The organism is Brachybacterium squillarum M-6-3, assembly GCF_000225825.1.
Classification (GTDB): domain Bacteria; phylum Actinomycetota; class Actinomycetes; order Actinomycetales; family Dermabacteraceae; genus Brachybacterium; species Brachybacterium squillarum.
Genome location: NZ_AGBX01000008.1, coordinates 45807 through 69997 on the forward strand (window position 1 = coordinate 45807; position 24191 = coordinate 69997).

At 69.7% G+C, this 24191-nt stretch carries 15 protein-coding genes and 3 rRNA genes; 2 read left to right on the forward strand and 16 right to left on the reverse strand.

All coding sequences use genetic code 11. From position 1 onward, the window contains the following. Window positions 1-146: 146 nt before the first annotated feature. The 16 genes from OM98_RS13570 to pheS all read right to left on the reverse strand — a co-directional run bounded on the left by OM98_RS13570 (window position 147) and on the right by pheS (window position 22218). On the reverse strand, window positions 147-1154 hold the full coding sequence (locus OM98_RS13570; RefSeq protein WP_010535177.1) for a polyprenyl synthetase family protein: 1008 nt from the start codon (window positions 1152-1154) through the stop codon (window positions 147-149). 380 nt (window positions 1155-1534) lie between these two features. Then, window positions 1535-1651 (reverse strand): 5S ribosomal RNA (rrf, locus tag OM98_RS13575). A gap of 117 nt (window positions 1652-1768) precedes the next feature. Beyond that, window positions 1769-4831, reverse strand: a 23S ribosomal RNA gene (locus tag OM98_RS13580). A 350-nt stretch (window positions 4832-5181) separates the two neighbouring features. Further along, window positions 5182-6702, reverse strand: a 16S ribosomal RNA gene (locus OM98_RS13585). The 16S, 23S and 5S rRNA genes sit together here, the layout of an rRNA operon. A 768-nt stretch (window positions 6703-7470) precedes the next feature. Further along, window positions 7471-8739 (reverse strand): tyrosine--tRNA ligase, encoded by a 1269-nt coding sequence (gene tyrS, locus OM98_RS13590; RefSeq protein ID WP_010535178.1) that lies wholly within the window; start codon window positions 8737-8739, stop codon window positions 7471-7473. A gap of 169 nt (window positions 8740-8908) precedes the next feature. Further along, entirely contained in the window at window positions 8909-10363 is a 1455-nt protein-coding gene (gene argH / locus OM98_RS13595) for an argininosuccinate lyase (RefSeq protein WP_010535179.1), read from the reverse strand. Continuing rightward, on the reverse strand, window positions 10360-11601 hold the full coding sequence (locus OM98_RS13600; RefSeq protein WP_010535180.1) for an argininosuccinate synthase: 1242 nt from the start codon (window positions 11599-11601) through the stop codon (window positions 10360-10362). Before OM98_RS13600 ends, argH begins: the two co-directional genes overlap by 4 nt. Before the next feature lie 91 nt (window positions 11602-11692). Then, window positions 11693-12250 carry an arginine repressor gene (locus OM98_RS13605; protein ID WP_010535181.1) on the reverse strand — a complete coding sequence of 186 codons (558 nt, stop codon included), beginning with the start codon at window positions 12248-12250 and terminating at the stop codon, window positions 11693-11695. Beyond that, the gene (gene argF / locus OM98_RS13610; RefSeq protein ID WP_010535182.1) at window positions 12247-13266 is read right to left on the reverse strand and encodes an ornithine carbamoyltransferase; all 1020 of its coding nucleotides are present in this window, start codon (window positions 13264-13266) and stop codon (window positions 12247-12249) included. The genes OM98_RS13605 and argF overlap by 4 nt, the downstream gene beginning before the upstream one ends. A 1-nt stretch (window position 13267) precedes the next feature. Beyond that, window positions 13268-14587, reverse strand: a complete 1320-nt coding sequence (locus OM98_RS13615; RefSeq protein ID WP_010535183.1) for an acetylornithine transaminase — start codon at window positions 14585-14587, stop codon at window positions 13268-13270. Next, complete coding sequence (gene argB / locus OM98_RS13620; RefSeq protein ID WP_010535184.1) at window positions 14580-15518, reverse strand: acetylglutamate kinase; 939 nt, start codon at window positions 15516-15518, stop codon at window positions 14580-14582. The genes OM98_RS13615 and argB overlap by 8 nt, the downstream gene beginning before the upstream one ends. Continuing rightward, complete coding sequence (gene argJ / locus OM98_RS13625; RefSeq protein ID WP_010535185.1) at window positions 15515-16684, reverse strand: bifunctional glutamate N-acetyltransferase/amino-acid acetyltransferase ArgJ; 1170 nt, start codon at window positions 16682-16684, stop codon at window positions 15515-15517. The genes argB and argJ overlap by 4 nt, the downstream gene beginning before the upstream one ends. A gap of 70 nt (window positions 16685-16754) precedes the next feature. Next, window positions 16755-17885: an N-acetyl-gamma-glutamyl-phosphate reductase gene (gene argC / locus OM98_RS13630; protein WP_083837793.1), complete on the reverse strand. Its 1131-nt coding sequence runs from the start codon at window positions 17883-17885 to the stop codon at window positions 16755-16757. Window positions 17886-18000: 115 nt separating this feature from the next. Beyond that, the gene (locus OM98_RS13635; protein WP_010535187.1) at window positions 18001-18489 is read right to left on the reverse strand and encodes a magnetosome magnetite crystal formation protein family; all 489 of its coding nucleotides are present in this window, start codon (window positions 18487-18489) and stop codon (window positions 18001-18003) included. Continuing rightward, window positions 18486-21080, reverse strand: coding sequence for a phenylalanine--tRNA ligase subunit beta (gene pheT, locus OM98_RS13640; RefSeq protein ID WP_010535188.1), 2595 nt, complete (start codon window positions 21078-21080; stop codon window positions 18486-18488). The genes OM98_RS13635 and pheT overlap by 4 nt, the downstream gene beginning before the upstream one ends. A 1-nt stretch (window position 21081) precedes the next feature. Beyond that, window positions 21082-22218 carry a phenylalanine--tRNA ligase subunit alpha gene (pheS, locus tag OM98_RS13645; RefSeq protein ID WP_139017754.1) on the reverse strand — a complete coding sequence of 379 codons (1137 nt, stop codon included), beginning with the start codon at window positions 22216-22218 and terminating at the stop codon, window positions 21082-21084. A gap of 193 nt (window positions 22219-22411) precedes the next feature. Between pheS and OM98_RS13650 the strand changes: the two genes are divergently transcribed. Beyond that, window positions 22412-23509 (forward strand): S-(hydroxymethyl)mycothiol dehydrogenase, encoded by a 1098-nt coding sequence (locus OM98_RS13650; protein WP_010535190.1) that lies wholly within the window; start codon window positions 22412-22414, stop codon window positions 23507-23509. Beyond that, on the forward strand, window positions 23509-24129 hold the full coding sequence (locus tag OM98_RS13655) for an MBL fold metallo-hydrolase (RefSeq protein WP_010535191.1): 621 nt from the start codon (window positions 23509-23511) through the stop codon (window positions 24127-24129). Before OM98_RS13650 ends, OM98_RS13655 begins: the two co-directional genes overlap by 1 nt. The last annotated feature ends 62 nt before the right edge of the window (window positions 24130-24191 follow it).

Genomic DNA, 24191 nt, shown 5'->3' on the forward strand with positions numbered 1-24191 from the left:
CAGCTGCGCCGACCGTGATGCTGGCCAGGCTAGGAGGAGCAGGGACGCGGCGAGGCGGAGGGCGCCCCGGCGGGGACGACCAGGCGGTGGGGAGGACCAGCGCCCGTGGGGGAGACCGAAGGCCGCGGTCGCCGTGGGCCCGGGGCTCAGCTGCGGCGCTCGACCAGACTGCGGGTGAAGGTGGTGAGGGCCTCGCGGACGGACCCCTCAGGCAGCTCGCTGAGGATCTCCACGGCCTCGTCAGCGGTCCGGGACGCGAGGGCCTGGGTCTCCGCGAGGGCGGGATCCTCCCGCAGCAAGGTGACCAGGGTGGCGAGCTCCGCATCGGAGGAGAGGTCGCCGTCGAGGCGCTTGATGATCTCCCGGGTGCGGGGGTCGTCCTGCTCGGCGGCACGCCGGCGCACCAGGAGGGTGGGCATGGTGGGCACGCCGTCGCGGAGGTCGGTGCCGGGGGTCTTGCCGCTGGTGGAGTGGTCGCTGCCGAGGTCGAGCACGTCGTCGGCGAGCTGGAAGGCCACGCCGACCTTCTCGCCGTAGCGGCGCATGATCTCCGCGCTGCCCTCGGGTGCGCCGGACTGGGAGGCCCCGAGCTCACCGGCGAGGGCGAGCAGGGATGCGGTCTTGTCGGCGAGCACCGAGATGTAGTGGTCGAAGGGGTCCTCCCCCTCCTGCGGGCCGACGGTCTCGTGCAGCTGGCCGAGGCACAGTCGCTCGAAGGTGTGGGAGTGCAGACGGACGGCCTCGGTGCTGATGCCGGCGCTGAGCGCGCTCGCGCGGGCGAAGAGGAAGTCACCGGTGAGGATGGCGACGTTGTTGCCCCAGATGCTGTGGGCGCTCTGTGCCCCGCGCCGGGTGGGTGCCGCGTCCATCACGTCGTCGTGATAAAGGCTGGCCAGGTGGGTCAGCTCCACCAGAGCTCCGGCGTCCACGACGCCGGGGGCGTCCACGTCGCCGAGGGAGGCGGCCAGCAGCACCAGCATGGGGCGCACGCGTTTGCCACCGGCGTCCATCAGGTGGCGCGCGGTCCAGCGGGCCATGTCATCGCTGGTGGCGACCGACTCGCGCAGACGGTCCTCGACCAGGAGGAGCCGGTCGGCGACGCTTCCCGCGAGATCCTCGTCGATGTCGGGAACGGCCGGCAGCGTGGGCGGCATGGCTCTCCTGACGGTCGGCGACGGTCGGAGCGGTACTCCCCGTCGAAGGGTGGGTGGTGGCGGGGTCCGCCACGGGGCCGGTGGAACCGGATCGTGCGAGAGCCCAGTCTACCCGGGCGGTCCCGGGAGGAACCGACCGCCCGGGGTGGCATAGGGCGCACTCCCCGCACCCGAGGGCACCCGCGCCCTGATCACTCCTCCTCCGTGTACTTCCGCGGGCACGGAAGCACTCGCGTGCCCAGGTGACTCTCCCTCGACGACCACCGGACACAGAAACGCCCGCACACCCCGAGGGGTGTGCGGGCATGAAAAAGGGGCGAGGGCACGGCGAGACCCACAGGATCTCTGCGTCGTGTCCTCACCCCTTGATCGGTGAAGATGTCCGGCGGCGACCTACTCTCCCACACCCTCCCGAGTGCAGTACCATCGGCGCAATCGAGCTTAGCTTCCGGGTTCGGAATGGAACCGGGCGTTTCCTCGACGCTATGACCGCCGTAACACGATGAGACCCAACCGATCCACGAACACCCAGACCCCCGCAAGGGCAGGTGTCCCGGGGTTGTTCCTCCAGAACCACACAGTGGACGCGAACGCACAAAAAGCACAAGAAATGTGTTGATAAGTCATCGGCCATTAGTACCAGTCAGCTCCACACGTTACCGCGCTTCCACATCTGGCCTATCAACCCAGTCATCTACTGGGGGCCTCCCACACACAAGGTGCACGGATATCTCATCTTGAAGCAGGCTTCCCGCTTAGATGCTTTCAGCGGTTATCCCTTCCCGACGTAGCCAACCAGCCATGCTCTTGGCAGAACAACTGGCACACCAGAGGTCAGTCCATCCCGGTCCTCTCGTACTAGGGACAGGTCTTCTCAAATATCCAACGCGCGCAGCGGATAGGGACCGAACTGTCTCACGACGTTCTAAACCCAGCTCGCGTACCGCTTTAATAGGCGAACAGCCTAACCCTTGGGACCAACTCCAGCCCCAGGATGCGACGAGCCGACATCGAGGTGCCAAACCATGCCGTCGATATGAGCTCTTGGGCAAGATCAGCCTGTTATCCCCGGGGTACCTTTTATCCGTTGAGCGACACCCATTCCACAATGAGGTGCCGGATCACTAGTTCCTGCTTTCGCACCTGCCCGACATGTCTGTCTCGCAGTCAAGCTCCCTTGTGCACTTACACTCAACACCTGATTGCCAACCAGGCTGAGGGAACCTTTGAGCGCCTCCGTTACTTTTTGGGAGGCAACCGCCCCAGTTAAACTACCCATCAGACACTGTCCCTGATCCGGATCACGGACCGAGGTTAGGAATCCAGAACGACCAGAGTGGTATTTCAACAACGACTCCACACTCACTGGCGTGAATGCTTCCCAGTCTCCCACCTATCCTACACAAGCCGTCCCGAACACCAATATCAAACTATAGTAAAGGTCCCGGGGTCTTTCCGTCCTGCTGCGCGTAACGAGCATCTTTACTCGTAATGCAATTTCGCCGAGTTCGCGGTTGAGACAGTGGAGAAGTCGTTACGCCATTCGTGCAGGTCGGAACTTACCCGACAAGGAATTTCGCTACCTTAGGATGGTTATAGTTACCACCGCCGTTTACTGGGGCTTAAATTCTCAGCTTCGATCCGAAGATCTAACCGGTCCTCTTAACCTTCCAGCACCGGGCAGGCGTCAGTCCGTATACAGCGTCTTACGACTTCGCACGGACCTGTGTTTTTAGTAAACAGTCGCTTCTCCCTGGTCTCTGCGGCCCACAGGGCTCTCACCCCGAGGGCCCCCCTTCTCCCGAAGTTACGGGGGCATTTTGCCGAGTTCCTTAACCACGATTCTCTCGAACGCCTCGGTATTCTCTACCTGATCACCTGAGTCGGTTTAGGGTACGGGCGACCGTATTCGTCACGCCGGAACTTTTCTAGGCAGTACAGGATCACTCACCTTCGCCCATACGGGATCCCCATCACGTCTGACCCTCATGACCCCAGCATTACCCGGGGTCGGGCTGCACGCTTAGACGGACTATTCCATTAAGTCCGCGGAAGCTACCTCTCTGCGTCATTCCATACGCTGACCTACTACGGCCTTGGTTCCCAGCCTCACCATGACACCCGCCCCGAAGGGCGGGAACACAGATCGGGTGGTTAGCATCAGCCGCCTCGGTATGGGTCCTCCTACGATCGGTTCGGGAATATCAACCCGATGTCCATCGACTACGCCTGTCGGCCTCGCCTTAGGTCCCGACTAACCCAGGGCGGATTAACCTGGCCCTGGAACCCTTGATCAATCGGCGGACGGGTTTCTCACCCGTCTTTCGCTACTCATGCCTGCATTCTCACTCGAACAGCCTCCACCACTGGGTTACCCCGCGGCTTCGCTGGCTGCTCGACGCTCCCCTACCCATCCCGGCACAAACCGGAATGACACAGCTTCGGCGGTGTACTTGAGCCCCGCTACATTGTCGGCGCAGAATCACTTGACCAGTGAGCTATTACGCACTCTTTCAAGGGTGGCTGCTTCTAAGCCAACCTCCTGGTTGTCTCAGCAACTCCACATCCTTTTCCACTTAGCACACGCTTAGGGGCCTTAGCTGATGTTCTGGGCTGTTTCCCTCTCGACCATGAAGCTTATCCCCCACGGTCTCACTGCTGCGCTCTCACGTACCGGCATTCGGAGTTTGGCTAAGGTCAGTAACCCGGTGGGGCCCATCGCCTATCCAGTGCTCTACCTCCGGCACGAAACACGCAACGCTGCACCTAAATGCATTTCGGGGAGAACCAGCTATCACGAAGTTTGATTGGCCTTTCACCCCTATCCACAGGTCATCCCCTCCATTTTCAACTGAAGTGGGTTCGCGCCTCCACGCGGTCTTACCCGCGCTTCACACTGCCCATGGATAGATCACTTCGCTTCGGGTCTAGAGCCGGCGACTGAACGCCCCGTTCAGACTCGCTTTCGCTACGGCTACCCCACACGGGTTAACCTCGCCACCGACCACTAACTCGCAGGCTCATTCTTCAAAAGGCACGCCGTCACCCCTCAAGGCTCCGACGGATTGTAAGCGCACGGTTTCAGGTACTATTTCACTCCCCTCCCGGGGTACTTTTCACCTTTCCCTCACGGTACTTGTCCGCTATCGGTCACGAGGTAGTATTCAGGCTTACCAGGTGGTCCTGGCAGATTCACACCGGATTTCACGGGCCCGGTGCTACTCGGGAACAGCAATAACGCCGCGTCACAGTTTCGTCTACGGGGGTCACACCCTCTACGCCGTCGCTCTCAACACGACTTCGACTACCATCACACGTCCACGCCGGCCTTCCGGTAGAAAGACCACATGCGTCCCACAACCCCCAGCCTGCAACCCCTACCGGGTATCACACAGACCAGGTTTAGCCTCATCCGCTTTCGCTCGCCACTACTCACGGAATCACTATTTGTTTTCTCTTCCTGCGGGTACTGAGATGTTTCACTTCCCCGCGTTCCCTCCACACCACCTATACATTCAGTGGCGGGTACCGAGACATGACTCCCGGTGGGTTTCCCCATTCGGACATCCTCGGATCACAGGTCGGTTGTCACCTCCCCGAGGCTTATCGCAGACTCCTACGTCCTTCGTCGGCTCCTCGTGCCCAGGCATTCACCGTGCGCCCTTTAAGACTTGGCAACACACAAAGACACTAAAATTGCTTACAAGATGCTCGCGTCCACTATGTAGTTCTCAAGAAACAACCCCACACCCCCACCACCTGCACCACATGCAGACGATGACGGGGAGGACCAGCCACACACCCACCAGCCACCCGAAGATGACGGCAGGCCGCGTGCAGCCTCACAACCCAATAGCGTGTCTCCACCTCAAACCCACTCGAACCAGCACGTTTCCATCCACAAGGGAGTACTCCATGCCTCGCCGAGCCGGCGAAGTGCCCATTCGTTGATGTTCCACCCATGAGCAACCACCCCCACCACACGCGGGTGAGCAGATGGCCACCATTACTTGGTGATGCTCCTTAGAAAGGAGGTGATCCAGCCGCACCTTCCGGTACGGCTACCTTGTTACGACTTAGTCCCAATCACCGATCCCACCTTCGACAGCTCCCTCCACAAGGGATGGGCCACTGGCTTCGGGTGTTACCGACTTTCGTGACTTGACGGGCGGTGTGTACAAGGCCCGGGAACGTATTCACCGCAGCGTTGCTGATCTGCGATTACTAGCGACTCCGACTTCATGGGGTCGAGTTGCAGACCCCAATCCGAACTGAGACCGGCTTTTTGGGATTCGCTCCACCTCACAGTTTCGCAACCCATTGTACCGGCCATTGTAGCATGCGTGAAGCCCAAGACATAAGGGGCATGATGATTTGACGTCGTCCCCACCTTCCTCCGAGTTGACCCCGGCAGTCTCCCATGAGTCCCCGCCATTACGCGCTGGCAACATGGAACGAGGGTTGCGCTCGTTGCGGGACTTAACCCAACATCTCACGACACGAGCTGACGACAACCATGCACCACCTGTGCACCAGTCCAAAGAAAACCCCATCTCTGAGGTCGTCCGGTGCATGTCAAGCCTTGGTAAGGTTCTTCGCGTTGCATCGAATTAATCCGCATGCTCCGCCGCTTGTGCGGGCCCCCGTCAATTCCTTTGAGTTTTAGCCTTGCGGCCGTACTCCCCAGGCGGGGCACTTAATGCGTTAGCTACGGCGCGGAAAACGTGGAATGTTCCCCACACCTAGTGCCCAACGTTTACGGCATGGACTACCAGGGTATCTAATCCTGTTCGCTCCCCATGCTTTCGCTTCTCAGTGTCAGTAATGGCCCAGAGACCTGCCTTCGCCATCGGTGTTCTTCCTGATATCTGCGCATTTCACCGCTACACCAGGAGTTCCAGTCTCCCCTACCACACTCTAGCCTGCCCGTACCCACCGCACGCCCGAGGTTGAGCCTCGGGTTTTCACGGCAGACGCGACAAGCCACCTACAAGCTCTTTACGCCCAATAATTCCGGACAACGCTTGCGCCCTACGTATTACCGCGGCTGCTGGCACGTAGTTAGCCGGCGCTTCTTCTGCAGGTACCGTCACTTTCGCTTCTTCCCTACTGAAAGAGGTTTACAACCCGAAGGCCGTCATCCCCCACGCGGCGTCGCTGCATCAGGCTTTCGCCCATTGTGCAATATTCCCCACTGCTGCCTCCCGTAGGAGTCTGGGCCGTGTCTCAGTCCCAGTGTGGCCGGTCGCCCTCTCAGGCCGGCTACCCGTCATCGCCTTGGTGAGCCATTACCTCACCAACAAACTGATAGGCCGCGAGTCCATCCCCCACCGAAAAACTTTCCAGCACCCACCATGCGGTAGGAGCTCATATCCGGTATTAGCCCCGATTTCCCGAGGTTATCCCAGAGTGGGGGGCAGGTTACTCACGTGTTACTCACCCGTTCGCCACTAATCAGACCGTGCAAGCACGGTCGTCATCGTTCGACTTGCATGTGTTAAGCACGCCGCCAGCGTTCGTCCTGAGCCAGGATCAAACTCTCCATGAAAAAATGAAAAATCATACCTGGCAAACAACAAACAACCAGCATTTCTGCTAATCATCCGTAAAATCTGCCAATCAAAATATTGGCATCAACAAACAGACACGCTATTGAGATATCAAGCAACACGCGCACATCGTCCGCTCGCTGCTCTGCAGCTCGCTTCGGAGGCTCGTCGTGCCGGCGATCAGTTCGACCGGCGATGTTCGCTTCGTCGCTCCGGCACGAGGACCTAATCTAGCAGTTCCCCGGAGCCGTTTCAACTCCGCTCCGTGCGATCCGGGCCACATCCTCTCGCGGGGAGAGTCCTGCGCTTCCGTTCCCACGGCCGCTCCCCGAGGGGATCGGGTCAGTCCGTCCGTCGCGTCCCCGTCCGGCTTCCGGTGCCCCCCTCGCGGGTTCCTCCGGGCCTTCCGTGTCGGCATCTTCCGTGCTGACAAGAGAAAACACTACGGGCCGCGGCGGGGCGCGTCAAACCGGCCGGGCGACCCTCTGTTCGCCCGCCGTTCACCCCGTTTTCGCAGGTCAGAGCATCATCAAGGGTGAATGTGAACGCTCCCGGAGGCCGATGTGACCTAGGTCTGAGAGGGCCATCACGTCGATCTGACAAAAAGCCCGGGGGCGGGGTACGTGCGCGCCCGGCCCGAGGCCACGGGTCCGCACAGTCGGGTCCGCGTCGTCGGGCCCACCCATCCGGCCTCGCTCCCCCGCACGCGACGCACCCCCATGACCGCGGGGGTCATGGGGGTGCGTGGCATGGTCATCGGTCCGGGGTCAGCCGCGGCGCTCGATCATGGCGGCGTTCTTCTTGCCCCGGCGCAGCAGCAGGTACCCGCCGGGCAGGGGATCGAACTCCCCCAGCTCCCGGTCCAGGTCCTCCGTCGACACCTTCTGGCCGTTCACGGAGAGGCCGCCCTCCTCGGCGCCGCGGCGGGCGGCTCCCTTGGAGGTCACGATGCCGGCGGCGATGAAGGCGTCCACCAGCTCGGTGGTCCCGCCCGCCGCGGCCCCGGGCAGCTCCCCCGCAATGGCCCCTATCGTCATCTCGTCCAGGGAGCGCACGTCCCCCCGGCCGAACAGGACCGCCGCGGCCTCGGTGGCCTGACGGGTGGCCTCCTCGCCGTGGACCAGGGTGGTCATGTCGTCCGCCAGGGTCCGCTGCGCCCGGCGGCGATGCGGTTCCGCCTCGGTGACGGCCTGCAGCTCCTCGAGCTCCTCCCGGTCCCGGAAGGTGAAGAAGCGCAGGTAGTTCATGACGTCGGCGTCGGCGGCGTTCAGCCAGAACTGGTGGAAGGCGTAGGGACTGGTCAGCTCCGGGTCGAGCCACACGGCGCCGCCCTCGGACTTGCCGAACTTGGTGCCGTCGGCCTTCGTGACCAGTGGGGTGGTCAGCGCATGGGCCTCGGCGCCCTCCACCTTGTGGATCAGGTCGACCCCGGAGAGCAAGTTCCCCCACTGGTCGTTGCCCCCGTACTGCAGGGTGACGCCGTGACGGCGGTAGAGCTCGAGGAAGTCGATGCCCTGCAGCACCTGGTAGGAGAACTCGGTGTAGCTGATGCCCTCCTCACTGGCCAGCCGCCGGGCCACGGTCTCCTTCGCGAGCATCGTGCCCATGCGGTAGTGCTTGCCGATGTCGCGCAGGAACTCCAGCGCGCCCATCTGCCCGATCCAGTCGAGGTTGTTGACCATCCGCACGCCGTGCTCCCCCTCCAGGTCGAGGAAGCGGGAGATCTGGCCGCGCAGCGCATCCACCCAGCCGGCGACGACGGACTCGTCGTTCAGCACCCGCTCCCCCGACATGCGCGGGTCGCCGATCAGGCCGGTGGCCCCGCCGACCAGGGCGACGGGCTTGTGTCCGGCGAGCTGGAAGCGGCGCATGGTGAGCACCTGGGTCAGGTGGCCGACGTGAAGGGAGGCCGCGGTCGGGTCGAAGCCGCAATACAGGGAGATCGGTCCGTCCGCCAGCGCGCGGCCGAGCGCCTCGCGCCCGGTGGTCTGCACGACGAGGCCTCGCCAGGCGAGCTCGTCCAGGACGGTGGACATCGATCGGGTCCTCTCGGGTCGGGGCGGCGGCGTGGTCACGGCGCCGCGGTCATTCTCCCCCACGGGGGCCGGTGGCGTCGCCCGAATACACGCCGGGCGTGACCGGGCAGCCTGGGGACGGCGGGGAGGCAGGGTCCCGGACCGACCGGCCCGGTCCCCCGCCGTGCCGTCAGGCCGGGAGCACCGGGGAGGCGGCGAAATCACGCAGCACCGCGACGTCGGCGGCGAGCGCATCGCCCTGCTCGGCGACGCGCACGGGAGCGGTGCCGCCCTTGGCGTCGCGGGAGGCGATGGAGCCCTCGACGGTCAGCACCTCGCGCACGGAGGAGTCCAGGTGCTCGGAGATGCCCGCGAACTCGGCGTCCGTGAGGTCCCACAGCTCCTTGTCCTGCTCCTCGGCGACCTTCACGCAAGCGCCGGAGATCTCGTGGGCCACCCGGAAGGGCACCCCGCGACGCACCAGGTGGTCCGCGATGTCCGTGGCCAGGGAGAAGCCCTGCGGCGCGAGCTCCGCCATCCGCTCGGGATGGAAGGTCAGCGTCGCCATCATCCCGGTGAAGGCCGGCAACACCAGGTCCAGGGAGTCGACCTGGTCGAAGACCGGCTCCTTGTCCTCCTGCAGGTCCCGGTTGTAGGCCAGCGGCAGCGCCTTGAGCGTGGCCAGCAGCCCCACCAGGTCGCCCACCACGCGGCCGGCCTTGCCACGGGCCAGCTCGGCGATGTCCGGGTTCTTCTTCTGCGGCATGATCGAGGAGCCGGTGGAGAAGGAGTCGTCCAGGGTGATGAAGGAGAACTCCTTGGTGTTCCACAGGATCACCTCCTCCGCCAGCCGCGAGAGGTCGATGCCGATCATGGCCAGCACGAAGGAGAACTCCGCGGTGAGGTCCCGGGAGGCGGTGCCGTCGATCGAGTTCCACACCGAGTCGGTGAAGCCCAGGTCGCGGGCGACGGTCTGCGGGTCCAGGCCCAGACTGGATCCCGCCAGCGCCCCGGAGCCGTAGGGGGAGATCGCAGCCCGCCGATCAAGGTCCCGCAGGCGCTGCACGTCGCGCAGCAGCGGCCAGGCGTGGGCCAGCAGGTGGTGGCTCAGCAGCAGCGGCTGGGCGTGCTGGAGGTGGGTGCGCCCCGGCATGGGCACCCCGTGCACCTCCCGTGCGCGCTCCAGGAGCACCTCCACCAGGTCCAGCACCTGCGCGCCGACGGCCCGGGACTGGTCGCGGATGAACAGCCGGATCAGGGTGGCGATCTGGTCGTTGCGGGAGCGTCCCGCACGCAGCTTGCCGCCGAGCTCGGGGCCTGCCCGCTCGATGAGCCCGCGCTCGAGCGCGGTGTGCACGTCCTCGTCGTCCGGGGCCGGGGCGAAGGCGCCCGAGGCGACGTCCGCGCCCAGGACGTCCAGGGCCTCGCGCATGCCGGCCAGCTCGGCGTCGTCCAGCAGACCGGCGGCGTGCAGCACGCCCGCATGGGCCCGGGAGCCCGCGAGGTCGTAGGGCGCCAGCCGCCAGTCGAAGTGGGTCGAGACCGACAGCGCCGCAAGGGCCGCCGCGGGCCCGGAGCCGAAGCGCCCGCCCCACAGGGCGGCGCTCGCGCCCGGCTGTCCGGCCGCGGCGTCGTGCTGGCTCACGCCTGCGCCCCGGTGGTGTCCTCGCCGAGGTCCTCGCCGCGGCCGTTGGCCACGTCGCGGGCCGCGGCCTGCTTGGCGGCCAGCCCGTAGATCTCGATGAACCCGCGGGCCTGGGACTGGTCGAAGGCGTCGCCCTCGTCGTAGGTGGCCATGTTGAAGTCGTACAGGCCGGTCTCGGAGCGGCGCCCGGTGACGGTGGCGCGGCCGCCGTGCAGCTGCATGCGGATCTCGCCGTTGACGTAGTGCTGGGTGTCGTCGACGAAGGCGTCCAGGGACTTCTTCAGCGGGCTGAACCACTGACCGTCGTAGACCAGCTCGGTCCAGCGGTCGGAGACCTGGCGCTTGAAGCGGGACTGCTCGCGCTCCAGGGTGACCCGCTCCAGCTCCTGGTGGGCGGCGATCAGCGCCATCGCGCCGGGGGCCTCGTAGACCTCGCGGGACTTGATGCCCACCAGCCGGTCCTCGACGATGTCGATGCGGCCCACGCCCTGGGCGCCGGCACGGCGGTTCATCTCCTCGATGGCCTGCAGCGGGGTGACGGGGCGGCCGTCGATGGCGACGGGGATGCCGCGCTCGAAGCGGAGGACCACCTCGTCGGCGACCGGCGGGAAGGCCGGGTCGTCGGTGTAGGAGTAGACGTCCTTGGTGGGCTCATTCCAGATGTCCTCGAGGAAGCCGGTCTCGATGGCGCGGCCCCACACGTTCTGGTCGATCGAGAAGGGGTTGTGCTTGGTGGTGGCGATCGGCAGGCCCTTGCGCTCGGCGTAGTCGATGGCCTTGTCGCGGGTCAGGGCGAGGTCGCGCACCGGGGCGATGCACTTCAGTTCGGGTGCCAGCGAGGTGATCGAGACCTCGAAACGCACCTGGTCGTTGCCCTTGCCGGTGCAGCCGTGGGCCACGGTGGAGGCGCCGAAGCGCTTGGCTGCGGTCACCAGGTGCTTGGTGATCACGGGGCGGGAGATCGCGGAGACCACCGGGTAGGCATCCATGTACAGCGCGTTGGTCTTCAGCGCGGGCATGCAGTAGTCGTTGGCGAACTCGTCGCGGGCGTCGGCCACGTAGGCCTCGACGGCGCCGCAGTCCAGGGCGCGCTGGCGGATCACCTCGAGGTCCTCTCCGCCCTGGCCGACGTCCACCGCACAGGCGATGACGTCGGCGCCGGTGGCGTCGTGGATCCAGCCGATGGCCACGGAGGTGTCGAGGCCGCCGGAGTAGGCGAGGACGATGCGGTCGGTCACGGGATGGTTCTCCTGGGTGCGAGTCGGGGTGCAGGGGTCCGGATGGACGCCGGGCGGCGTCCCCGGGAGGTTCGGGGGGACGACGGGTCGGTCAGAGGATGGAGTCGTCGAGCTCGGACTCCCCCTCCTCGTGGCGGCCGTCGGCGATGTCGAGCAGGCGGGCGGCCAGCCGCTCCCCGCCGACCGGGTCGCGGGCGATCAGCAGCACCGTGTCGTCGCCCGCGATCGTACCCAGCACATCGGGCATCACCGAACGGTCCAGGGCGCTGGCCAGGTACTGGGCGGCCCCGGGCGGGGTGCGCACCACCACCATGTTGGCGCTGGCCTCGGCGGAGACCAGCAGCCCCTCGGCCAGGCGCGGCAGCCGGGCCTCGAGCAGCTCGCTCTCGATGGAGGGGGTGGCGGTGCGGGGCACGCCGCCCTCGGGCGGGGTGCGGTAGACCAGGGAGCCGGAGGAGCCGCGGACCTTTTCGGCCTGCAGCTCGACGAGGTCGCGGGAGAGCGTGGCCTGGGTGACCTCGATGCCCTCCTCGGCGAGCAGCCGAGCCAGGTGGGACTGGGAGCCCACCTCCTGCTGCACGAGGATCGCGACGATCCGCTGCTGACGGGAGGTCTTGGTCTGGGCGAGGCCGCGACGGATCTCGGTCATCGTCGCTCCTCCCCCGGTGCCGCGTGCGCGGCCGAGTCCTGGTCGGGATGCTCGAACAGCCAGGTCATCAGGGCCTTCTGCGCGTGCAGGCGGTTCTCCGCCTCGTCCCAGACCACCGAATCGGGACCGTCGATGACGGCGGCCTCGACCTCCTTGCCGCGGTAGGCGGGCAGGCAGTGCAGGAACACGCCGGGGGCGCCCGGGCCGTCCGAGCTGTCCGGGGAGCCGGAGCGGGACATCAGCTCCTCGGTGACCGCGTATTTCCCGAAGAGGTCGACGTCGCGGCCGTCCTCGCCCTCCTGGCCCATGGAGACCCAGGTGTCGGTGATGACGGCGTCCACGCCGAGCACGGCCGCGACGGGGTCGTCGGTGACGGTCACGGAGCCGCCGGTGGCCGCGGCGATGCGCTCGGCGTCGGCGAGGACCGCGGGGTCGGGGCGGTGGCTGCCCGGGGAGGCGATGCGCACGTCCATGCCGGCGGTGACCCCGCCCAGCAGGTAGGAGTGGGCCATGTTGTTGGCGCCGTCGCCGAGGTAGGCGAGCGAGCGTCCGGCCAGGGCCGGCTCCCCGTCGGCGGCGAGGCCGCCGCGGTGCTGGGCGATGGTGACCAGGTCGGCGAGGATCTGGCAGGGGTGGAACTCGTCGGTGAGGGCGTTGATGACCGGCACCGTGGAGTAAGCGGCCATCTCCTCGATCCGCTCCTGACCGAAGGTGCGCCACACGATGGTGGAGACCATCCGGGTGAGCACCCGGGTGGTGTCGGCGACGGACTCGCCCCGGCCGAGCTGGCTGGAGCCGGCCTCGAGCACCAGCGGGGAGCCGCCGAGCTCGGCGACGCCGGTGGCGAAGGAGACCCGGGTGCGGGTGGAGGACTTGTCGAACAGGATCGCGACGGTGCGCGGCCCGGCGAAGGGGCGGTGGGCGAGGCGGTCACCGGTCATCTCCAGGGCGAGCGCGAGCACCTCCTTCTGCTCGGCCGGGCTCAGGTCGTCGTCACGCAGGAAGTGGCGGGGCATCTCAGGACCTCGTTCCGGTCGTCGGGGCGGGCACAGCGGATTCGGGGGCGGGCGAGGCGGTCGACGTGGGCGATGGGGGCCCGGCGAGCTCCTCGGCGCGGTCCAGCAGGGCGGGCAGGGTCTCGATGAAGCTCGCCAGCTGCGCCTCGGTGACGATGAGCGGCGGGGCCAGCCGCACCGTGGAGGGGTTGGCGGCATTGACGATGAAGCCCTGCTCGAGACCGGCCGTGACCACCTGGGCGGCGATCGGGTCGGCCAGGGCCACACCCTGCAGCAGGCCGACGCCGCGGGAGCCGAGCACCCGGGGGTCGGCGGCGGCGAGCTCGGCGAGGCGGGAGGCGAAGCCGGCGCCGAGCTGCCGGGCCCGGGGCACCAGACCCTCCTCCTCCAGGGTGCCGAGCACGGCGCGGGCCACGGAGGCGCCCAGCGGGTTCCCGCCGAAGGTCGTGCCGTGCTGGCCGGGCTGCAGCAGGTCCCTCACGGCGGAGCCGTAGGAGATCACGGCGCCGATGGGGAAGCCTCCCCCGAGGCTCTTGGCCAGGGTCATCACGTCGGGCGTGACGTCGCCGAGTTGCTGGTGGGCGAACCACTCCCCCGTCCGGCCGATGCCGGTCTGGACCTCGTCGAGGATCAGCAGGGCTCCGTGCTCGCGGGTGAGCCTCCGGGCGGCGCGCAGGTAGCTCTCGCTCAGCGGGATCACGCCGGCCTCGCCCTGGATCGGCTCCATCACCACGGCGGCGACGTCCCCGCCGACCAGCGCCGCCTCGAGGGCCTGCTCGTCGTCCCGCGGCAGGAACTCGACGCCGCCGGGCAGCGGCGCGAAGGGGGCCCGGTAGGCCTCCTTGTGGGTGAGCGCGAGGGCGCCCATGGTGCGGCCGTGGAAGGACTGCTCGAGCGCGAGGATGCGGCCACGGCCGGTGCGGCGGGCGATCTTGAAGGCCGCCTCGTTGGCCTCGGTGCCGGAGTTCGTGAAGAACACGCCGGAGCCCTCGGGGGCGTCCGCCAGGCGCAGCAGGGTCTCGGCCAGCTCGATCTGCGGAGGCGTGGCGAAGAAGTTGGAGACGTGGCCGAGGGTGCCGGCCTGCTTCGCGAGCGCGGCGACCACGTCCGGATGGGCGTGGCCCAGCACGTTCACGGCGATCCCGCCCAGCAGATCGAGGTACTCGCGCCCCTCGGCGTCCCAGACGTGCATGCCCTCGCCGCGCACCAGCACCCGCTGCGGGGTGCCGAACACGCCGGTCAGGGCGCGGCCGTAGCGGCCGGCGTAGTCCTGCTCGTCGGTCCCGGTCTGCACGCCCTGGGTCCGTGTCGGCTCAGACATAGTCGTCCCTCCTCACCATGGTGCCCACGCCCTTGGCGGTGAACACCTCCAGCAGCACCGCATGCTCGATGCGGCCGTCGATCATCGCGGCGGTGCGCACCCCGGCGTCCACCGCGTCCAGCAGCGACTCGGCCTTGGGGATCATGCCGCTGGTGAGCTCGGGCAGCATGGCCCGCAGCTCGCTCGCGGAGATCTCCGGGATCAGCGAGTCCCGGTCCGGCCAGTCCCGGTACAGGCCCTCCACGTCGGTGAGGACCACCAGTTTCTCGGCGTCCAGCCCGGCGGCGAGGGCCGCGGCGGCGAGGTCCGCGTTGATGTTCAGCACGGCGCCGGTGGGGCGGCCCTCCTCGTCGATCTCGGGGGCGATGGAGGAGACGACGGGGATCCGCCCGGCCTCCAGCAGGTCCCGGATCGACTCGGGCCGCACCTGGGTGACGGCGCCGACGTGGCCGAGGTCCACGGCCTCGCCGTCCACCTCCGCGCCGCGGCGGCGGGCGGCGAACAGGCGCGCATCCTCCCCGGACATGCCGATCGCCATCGGGCCGTGGGCGTTGATCAGGCCGACCAGCTCGCGGCCCACCTGGCCCACCAGCACCATCCGCACCACGTCCATGGTGTCGGCGTCGGTGACGCGCAGCCCGGCGCGGAACTCGGAGTCGATGCCGACGCGCTGCAGCATCGCATTGATCTGGGGGCCGCCGCCGTGGACGACGACCACGTGGATCCCGGCCTGGCGCATGAAGACCACATCGGCGGCGAAGGCGCGGCGCAGCTCCTCGTCGATCATGGCGTTGCCGCCGTACTTGACCACGACGATCTTGCCCTGGAAGCGCTGCATCCAGGGCAGCGCCTCGATGAGGATGCCGGACTTGGCGCGGGCGTCGGCCTGGGCGGGGGTGAGCTCGGCCAGGGGATTCTTCGAGGAGCTCATGAGGAGTAGGCGCTGTTCTCTTCGACGTAGTCGTGGGTGAGGTCGTTGGTCCAGATGTCGGCGGTGGCCTCCCCGGCGCCGAGGTCGACCTCGATGAGGGTCTCGCGCGGGGTCATGTCGACCTCGTCCCGGTCGCGGTGGGCGCCGCCTGCGCGGCACACCTCGACACCGTTGACGGTGACGGAGAGGTCGGTGACCTCGAAGGGGGCGAGGGTCTCGGGCACGCAGCCGGCGGCGGCGACGATGCGGCCCCAGTTGGGGTCGTTGCCGAAGACGGCGGCCTTGACCAGGTTGGAGCGGGCGATCTCGCGGGCGACGGCCAAGGCCGCGTGCTCGGTGGTGGCGGAGGTGACGACGACGTGGATGTCGTGGCTCGCGCCCTCGGCGTCGGCGACGAGCTGGCGGGCGAGGTCGGCGCTGACGGTGCGGAGGGCCTCGGTGAGCTCCTCGACCTCGGGCACGACGCCGCTGGCGCCAGAGGCCAGCAGGATCACGGTGTCGTTGGTGGACATGCAGGCGTCGGAGTCGACCCGGTCGAAGCTGGTGCGGGTGGCCTCGCGCAGGGCGGCGTCGGCGGTCTCGGCGTCCACGTCGGCGTCGGTGGTGAGCACGACCAGCATGGTCGCGAGCTGCGGGGCGAGCATCCCGGCGCCCTTGGCGATGCCGGCCACGCGCGCCCCGGAGGCGGTCTCGGTCGCGGCGGTCTTGGGCACCGTGTCGGTGGTCATGATGGCGCGGGCGGCGGCCTCGTCGGCCTGATCACCGGGGGCGAGCTCCGCGGCGGCGGCGTCGACGCCGGGCAGCAGGGCGTCCAGGTCGAGACGCACGCCGATCAGGCCGGTGGAGCAGACCAGCACGTCCTGGGCGGATACGTCGAGGACGTCGGCGGTGTGCTCGGCGGTGCGGTGGGTGTCGGCGAAGCCCTCGGGGCCGGTGCATGCGTTGGCGCCGCCGGAGTTCAGCACCACGGCGCGGGCGCGGCCGTCGGCCACGGCCTGGCGGCTCCACAGCACGGGGGCGGCCTGGACCCGGTTGGCGGTGAAGACGGCGGCGGCGACGTCGCGGGGGCCGTCGTTGATCACGAGGGCGACGTCGCGGGCGCCGGTGGACTTCAGGCCCGCGGGGACGCCGGCGGCCCGGAAGCCGCGGGGCTGGGTGATCGACATGTGGACTCCTGACAGGACGGACGCGGAGGACGGGCGCGGGGGCGGAAGGACGGCGGCGGGGGCGCCGGGGTCAGGGGGCGAGCGCGGTGCGGCTCAGGCCCGCGTGCTCGGGCAGGCCGAGGGCGAGGTTCATCGACTGCAGGGCGGCGCCGGCGGTGCCCTTGACCAGGTTGTCGATCGCGCAGAGCACGGTCACCTGGCCGCTGCGGCGGTCGACGGTCGCGCCGATGCGGGCGAGGTTCGCGCCGGTGACCTGCTGGGTGGAGGGCACGGAGCCGGCGGGCAGCACGGTGATGGCCGGCTCCCCCTCGTAGTCCGCGCCGAGGGCGTCCAGCAGGTCCGCCTCGCGGACGCCGTTGCCGGCGGGGGCGGTGACCACGGCGAGGATGCCGCGGCTCATCGGCACCAGCACGGGGGTGAAGGTGAGGCGGGCGTCGGTGATCCCGGCGCTGCGGCGCAGGTTCTGCAGGATCTCGGGGATGTGGCGGTGGCTGCCGCCGACGCCGTAGGGCGCGGCACCCCCGGCCGCCTCGGAGTACAGCAGGTGGGGCTTCGCGGTGCGGCCGGCGCCGGAGTATCCGACGGGCAGCACGGCGGACAGGGCGGTGTGGTCCACCAGCCCGGCCCGCACCAGCGGGGCGAGGGCCAGGGTGACGGCAGTTGCGTTGCAGCCGGGCACGGCGACCTCGCGGGCCGCGGACAGCAGCTCCCGCTGCCGGGTCGGGCCGGTCTCCCCCGCCGCGAGGTGCAGGGGCAGCTCGGGCATGCCGTAGGTCCAGGTGCCGGAGTGCTCCCCGACGTAGTAGTCGGCCCAGTCGGCGGGGTCCTCGAGGCGGTGGTCGGCGCCGAGGTCCACGACCAGCACGTCCGGGTCCTCGGCGCGCAGGGCGGCGGCGATCCGGCCGGACTCGCCGTGCGGGAGGGCGAGGACCACCACGTCGTGGCCGCGCAGCGTCCCGACCGAGGTCTCAGCGAGGACGAGCTCGCCGGGCAGGTCGACGTGCGGGACCGCCTCGGACAGCGGGCGCCCGGCGGAGGAATGCCCGGTGACGGTGGCGACCTCGAGCCCGGGGTGACCGGCGAGCAGGCGCAGGGTCTCCCCGCCGGCGTAGCCGGAGGCACCGGCGACGGCCACGCGAGGGCGATGTCCGCCCTGGTGGGGGTCTGGTCCGGAGGACGGGGAGAGGGGCTCCGAGATCATGCGCAGAACTATACGGGAGTTTGCATTTCTACGCACATCGCGGGGGCGTGCGCCGCCTCACGTCCGGCGGATCGGGCGGGACGGGCGTCCTGCGCCCCGTGCGCGGCGGGCGGGCTCAGTCGCGCGGGGCGCTCAGGAAGGGGATCACCGGGAGCTGTACGGCCGTGCCGCGGCTGGACTGCAGGGTGCCGGCGATGGAGTAGATCATCTGCGCGATGCACAGCAGGACGTAAACCCCGATCAGGCCGAAGATGACGGCCTCCATGACGGGGGCGATCTCCGTCGCGCCGCTCGGCGTCGGGGTGCCCGTGAGGTAGCCCAGCGGCAGCGCCACCGCCATCAGCACCGGCCAGCACAGCAGCGTCAGGCCCCAGTTCGCGGCGCGCACGCCGTTCACCGCGGCCACTCCCCCGTGCTTGCGCTGGGCGAGGCCGACGACGAGCTGGACCAGCCCGGCGATCACCAGGTTGCCGAAGGGGATCGGCAGGTAGGCCAGGAAGCCGAGCGCCCAGGCCGCCGTGCCGGCACGGGCGGGCGGGCCGGGGAGCGACGACGGTCCGGGGCCCGAGGCCTGGTCGCCGGCCCCGGGCTGGGGCGTGCTCACGCGCGCAGTTCCCCGCCCACGGCCCGGGCCACCGTGTCGACGATGCGGGCGCGGGTGGCCCGGATCGCTTCGGCGTCCAGGGTGCCCTCGGCGGAGCGCAGGCGCACCGCGAAGGCCAGGGAGCGCTTGCCCTCCCCGATCTGCTCGCCGGTGAAGTCGTCGAACAGGTGCACCTGCTCGGCGAGGTCCCCGGCGCCCAGCAGGATCGCGGCGTGCACTGCGGCGGCGGGCACCGACTCCTCGACGACGAAGGCGAAGTCCTCCTTGGCCAGCGGGAAGGTGGGCACCGGCACGGCGCGCACCACGGCCGGGGCGGCCGCGATGACGGCCTCCAGGTCCAGCTCGAGGGCGCTGGTGCGGGGCGGCAGGGCGTAGGCGCCGATCACGGCGGGGTGCAGCTCCCCGGCGTGGCCGACCACCTGGGCGTTGCCGTCGGCGGCGGTGACCCGGAGCTCGGCGGTGCGGCCCGGGTGGAAGGGGGCCTGCTGGGCCTGGCGCACCTCGAGTTCGACTCCGGCCGCGGCGGCGGCACGACGGGCCAGCTCGATCGCCTCGGACCAGCCCCAGGGCTCGGCGCTGCCCCACCAGGAATCCGGGCCGGAGGCGCCGCCGACCAGAGCGGCCAGCGCCCCGGTCTGGACGGGCACGGCCGCGTCGATCGCGGCGAGCTCCTCGGCGCTCGGGCGGGCGGCGGGCGCGGGGACGGGGGCGTCCCCGGCGCCGGGGCGCACGGTGGCGCCGCGCTGGAAGATCGCCAGCGACTCCTCGCCGCGGGAGAGGTTCCGACGAGCCACCGGCAGCAGGGTCTGCAGCAGGGAGGTGCGCAGCAGCGGCTCGTCCTCGGCCAGCGGGTTCAGCAGCCGCACCGCGTCGCGGCGCTCGTCGCCCTCCTCGTAGCGCAGGGCCTCGAAGACCTCGGCGCCCACGAAGGGGTAGGAGGTGACCTCGGTGAGGCCCGCCTCGGCGAGCGCGCGGGTGACGGCGCGGCGGCAGCGCTGGGCGGGGGTGAGTCCGCGGCCGGCGGGGGCGGCGGGCAGCACCGAGGGGATGCGGTCGTAGCCGCGCAGGCGGGCGATCTCCTCGATGAGGTCCTCGGGGATCGTGAGGTCGGGCCGCCAGCTCGGCGGGGTCACGCGCAGCGTGCCGTCCTCGGCGTCCTCCACCTCGGCGCCCAGCTCGCGCAGGGCACCGACGACCTCCTCCGCCGTGTAGGGCACGCCGATCAGTCGCTCGGCGGCGTCGGTCCGCAGGCGGATCGGGGCGGGGGCGGTCACGGAGCCCTCGTCGGTGACGCGGGGGTCGATCTCGCCGCCGCCGTGCTCGACGATCAGTTCTGCGGCGCGGCGGGCGGCGCGCAGCGGCAGCTCGGGGTCCACGCCGCGCTCGAAGCGCTTGGAGGCCTCGCTGGGCAGGCGGTGGCGGCGGGCGGTGCGGGCGACCGTGACGGGATCGAAGGTCGCGGCCTCGATGACGACGTTGCGGGTGCCATCGTGGACCTCGGTCTCGGCACCGCCCATCACTCCGGCCAGGCCCAGCACACGATCTCCCTGCTCGCCGCCGCAGTCCGTGATCAGCAGGTCCTCGGGATCCAGGCGGCGCTCGACGTCGTCCAGGGTGCGCAGGGTCTCCCCGGCGCGGGCGCGGCGCACCACGATGGGGGCGACCAGGCTGTGGGCGTCGTAGGCGTGCAGCGGCTGTCCGAGGTCGAGCATCACGTAGTTGGTGACGTCCACGATCAGGGAGATGGGCCGCATCCCGGCCTGGGTGAGGCGACGGGCCATCCAGCGCGGGGTGGCCGCGGTGGCGTCCACGCCCCGCACCTCCATCGCCACGAAGCGGGTGGCGCCGGCGCGGTCCCGGATCGGGGACTCGTCTCGCAGCTGCACGGGCACTCCGCCGCGGCCGGCCTCCGGCTCCTCGATGGCGAGCACCGGATCGGTGAAGGCGGAGCCGGTCGCGTGGCCGTACTCGCGGGCCACGCCACGCATCGCGAAGGCGTAGCCGCGGTCGGGGGTCACGTTGATCTCGACGACCTCGTCGCCGAGGCCCAGCAGGGCGATGGCGTCGTCGCCGGGTTCGGCACTCAGGCCCTCCGCGTGGCCGCGACCGAGCACGATGATGCCGTCCTCCCCCGCGGGGTCCGGGCCGAGGCCCAACTCTTCGCCGGAGCAGATCATGCCGTCGGAGGTGTGGCCGTAGGTCTTCCGCGCGGCGATGGCGAAGTCGCCGGGCAGCACGGTGCCGGGCAGGGCGACGACCACCAGGTCGCCCTCGACGAAGTTGTGGGCGCCACAGATGATGCCGCGGCTGGGGCGCTCGGCGCCGGGCTGCGGGTCCTTGGGGTCGTCGGCGTCCTCGTTGTGCGCGGGGCCGACGTCGACCCGCACCCAGTTGATGGTCTTGCCGTTCTTCTGCGGCTCCTTGACGAGCTCCAGGACGCGGCCGACGACGAGCGGGCCGGTGATCTGGGCGCCGTGGATGGCCTCCTCCTCGAGCCCCACGCGGGAGAGGTCGGTGGCGACCTGCGCGGCGGTGGCGTCGGCGGGCAGCTCGACGTGCTCGGCGAGCCAGGTGAGCGGAATGCGGGGCATCTCAGATCTCCGTGCCGTAGTGCTGGGTGAAGCGGACGTCGCCCTCGACCATGTCGCGCATGTCGGCCACGCCGTTGCGCAGCATGAGGATGCGCTCGATGCCGAGGCCGAAGGCGAAGCCCTGGTGGCGCCCGGGGTCGATGCCGGCGGCGCGCAGGACGTTCGGGTGGACCATGCCGCAGCCGCCCATCTCGATCCAGCCGGTGCCGCCGCAGACGCGGCAGCCGGGGTCGGGCTCGTGGTCCAGGCCCAGGCGCGCGTCGCAGGCGAAACAGCGGAAGTCCATCTCGGCGCTGGGCTCGGTGAAGGGGAAGTGGTTGGGGCGCAGGCGGGTGATGGGGGCGCCGCCGAACAGGGCCGCTGCGAAGGCGTCGAGAGTGCCCACGAGGTTCGCCATGGTCAGGCCCTCGTCGATGGCGAGGCCCTCCACCTGGTGGAACATCGGGGAGTGGGTGGCGTCCATCTCGTCGGCGCGGTACACGGTGCCGGGGCAGGCCACGTACAGCGGGGCGCCGCGCTCGAGCATCGCGCGGATCTGCACCGGGGAGGTCTGGGTGCGCAGCAGCAGACCGGCGTCCTGGTCCTCGCCCCCCTCGGCGGAGGCGACGTAGAGGGTGTCCTGGCGGGAGCGGGAGGGGTGCTCGGGGTCCGCGTTCAGGGCATCGAAGTTGAACCAGGAGGACTCCACCTCGGGGCCCTCGGCGATCTCCCAGCCGATGCCGACGAAGAAGTCCTCGATGCGCTCCTGAAGGGTGGTCAGGGGGTGCACGGCGCCGCGGGGGCGGCGGTCCGTGGGCAGGGTGACGTCGACGGTCTCGGCGGCGAGCGCGGCCTCCTGCTCGGCGGCGGCCAGCTCCTCCTGGCGGGAGGCGAGAGCCTGCTGGACGCGTCCCTTGCCCTGGCCCACCAGCTTCCCGGCGGCGGCCTTCTGAGGACCGGGCAGGTCGCGGATGGCGCGGTTGGCGCGGGAGAGCACGCTCGCGTCGCCGACATGCTCGATCCGCACCTGCTTCAGCGCGGCGGTGTCGGGCGCGGCGGCGATCGCGGCGAGGGCGGCCTCGACGGCGGCGGAGATGGTGGGCTCGTCGATCACCGGCGGCTCGGGGGCCGCAGGCGTCTCAGGGTGCTCAGAGGACACGGGTTCGCTCTCGTCCGGCGGGCAGGGGCGTGCCCGCTGCTCGGACACCGCGGACCATTCTAGGAGCCGCGGCGCGGCCCGCGCGCCCGCATTCCCCGCGCCGGACGCCCGCCGCGGCGCTGTCCCCTCGCAGGAGGAGGCCCTAGCCTGGGGGCGTCCCCCGGTCCGGAACCCCGAAGGAGCCAGGAACCCCATGCCCACCACCGTGAAGGGCGTCATCGCCCGCGCCGAACAGCAGCCCGCCGAGCTGGTCGACATCGTGATCCCCGACCCCGGCCCCCACGACGTGATCGTGGACATCGAGGCCTGCGGCGTCTGCCACACCGACCTCGCCTACCGCGACGGCGGCATCAACGACGAGTTCCCCTTCCTGCTGGGCCACGAGGCCGCCGGACGGGTCGCCGAGATCGGCGAGGCCGTCACCCACGTCGCCGTCGGCGACTACGTGGTGCTGAACTGGCGGGCCGTCTGCGGCGAGTGCCGCGCCTGCCGCAAGGGCGTGCCGCAGTACTGCTTCGCCACCCACAACGCCTCGCGGGCGATGACCCTCACCGACGGCACCGAGCTCACCCCGGCCCTCGGCATCGGCGCCTTCGCCGAGAAGACCCTGGTCCACGAGGGCCAGTGCACGCAGGTCTCCGAGGAGGCCCCCGCCGAGGTGGCCGGGCTGCTGGGCTGCGGCGTGATGGCCGGGATCGGCGCCGCCGTGAACACCGGCCAGGTGCAGCGCGGCGAGTCCGTGGCCGTGATCGGCCTGGGCGGCGTGGGCTGCGCCGCGATCGCCGGGGCCGCCCTCGCGGGTGCCACCACCATCATCGGCCTGGACGTGGACGAGAAGAAGCTCGCGGCCGCCGCGGAGCTCGGCGCCACCCACACCCTGGCCACCACCGGGATGGGCCCCGAGGAGGTCGCCGCGGCGGTCCAGGAGCTCACCGGCGGCTTCGGCGCCGACGTGGTGATCGACGCCGTCGGCATCCCGCAGACCTACGAGACCGCCTTCTACGCCCGCGACCTCGCAGGCCGCGTGGTGCTGGTGGGCGTGCCCCGCCCGGGGGTGGAGCTGACCCTGCCGCTGCTGGACGTGTTCGGCCGCGGCGGCTCCCTGAAGTCCTCCTGGTACGGCGACTGCCTGCCCGAGCGGGACTTCCCCTACCTCACCGACCTCTATCTGCAGGGCCGGCTGCCGCTGGAGCGCTTCGTGACCGGCCGCACCGACCTGGCCGGCGTGAACACGGCGCTGGACTCGCTGCACGACGGGGAGACCCTGCGCACCGTGGCGGTGATCGCCTGATGGCCGCCCGCCTGGACCATGCCGTCACCGCCGGCACCTTCAGCCTCGACGGGGAGACCCACGAGGTGGAGAACAACGTGTGGGTGCTCGGCGACGAGGACCAGTGCGTCGTGTTCGACGCCCCGCACGACGTGGCCACCGTCGAGCGCCTGGTCGGGGACCGCGAGTGCGTCGGCATCCTGCTCACCCACGCCCACGACGACCACGTGCGGATGGCGCCCGAGCTGGCCGAGCGCCTGGAGGCGCCGCTGCTGCTGAACCCCGCCGACGGCGAGGTGTGGGCGCTGACCCACGGGGAGCTGCCCTGGGACGGGGACGTCGCCGACGGGGACACCTTCGCGCTCGGCGGGATCGACCTCGAGGCGCTGCACACCCCGGGCCACTCCCCCGGCTCCACCTGCTACTACAGCGAGGCGCTGGGTGCGGTGTTCGTGGGCGACACCCTTTTCGAGGGCGGTCCCGGTGCGACCGGGCGCTCCTTCTCCTCCCGGGAGACGATCGAGGAGTCCATCCGGGAGCGGCTGTTCGCCCTGCCCCCGGAGACCGTGGTGCACACCGGCCACGGCCCCGACACCACCATCGGCGCCGAGCAGGAGCGCGCCCGCGGCGACTGGCTCTGAGCCGCCCAGGCTGGGCTGCCGTTTCGGGAGGGGCGTCGCGACACGGTCGCGGCGCCCCTCCT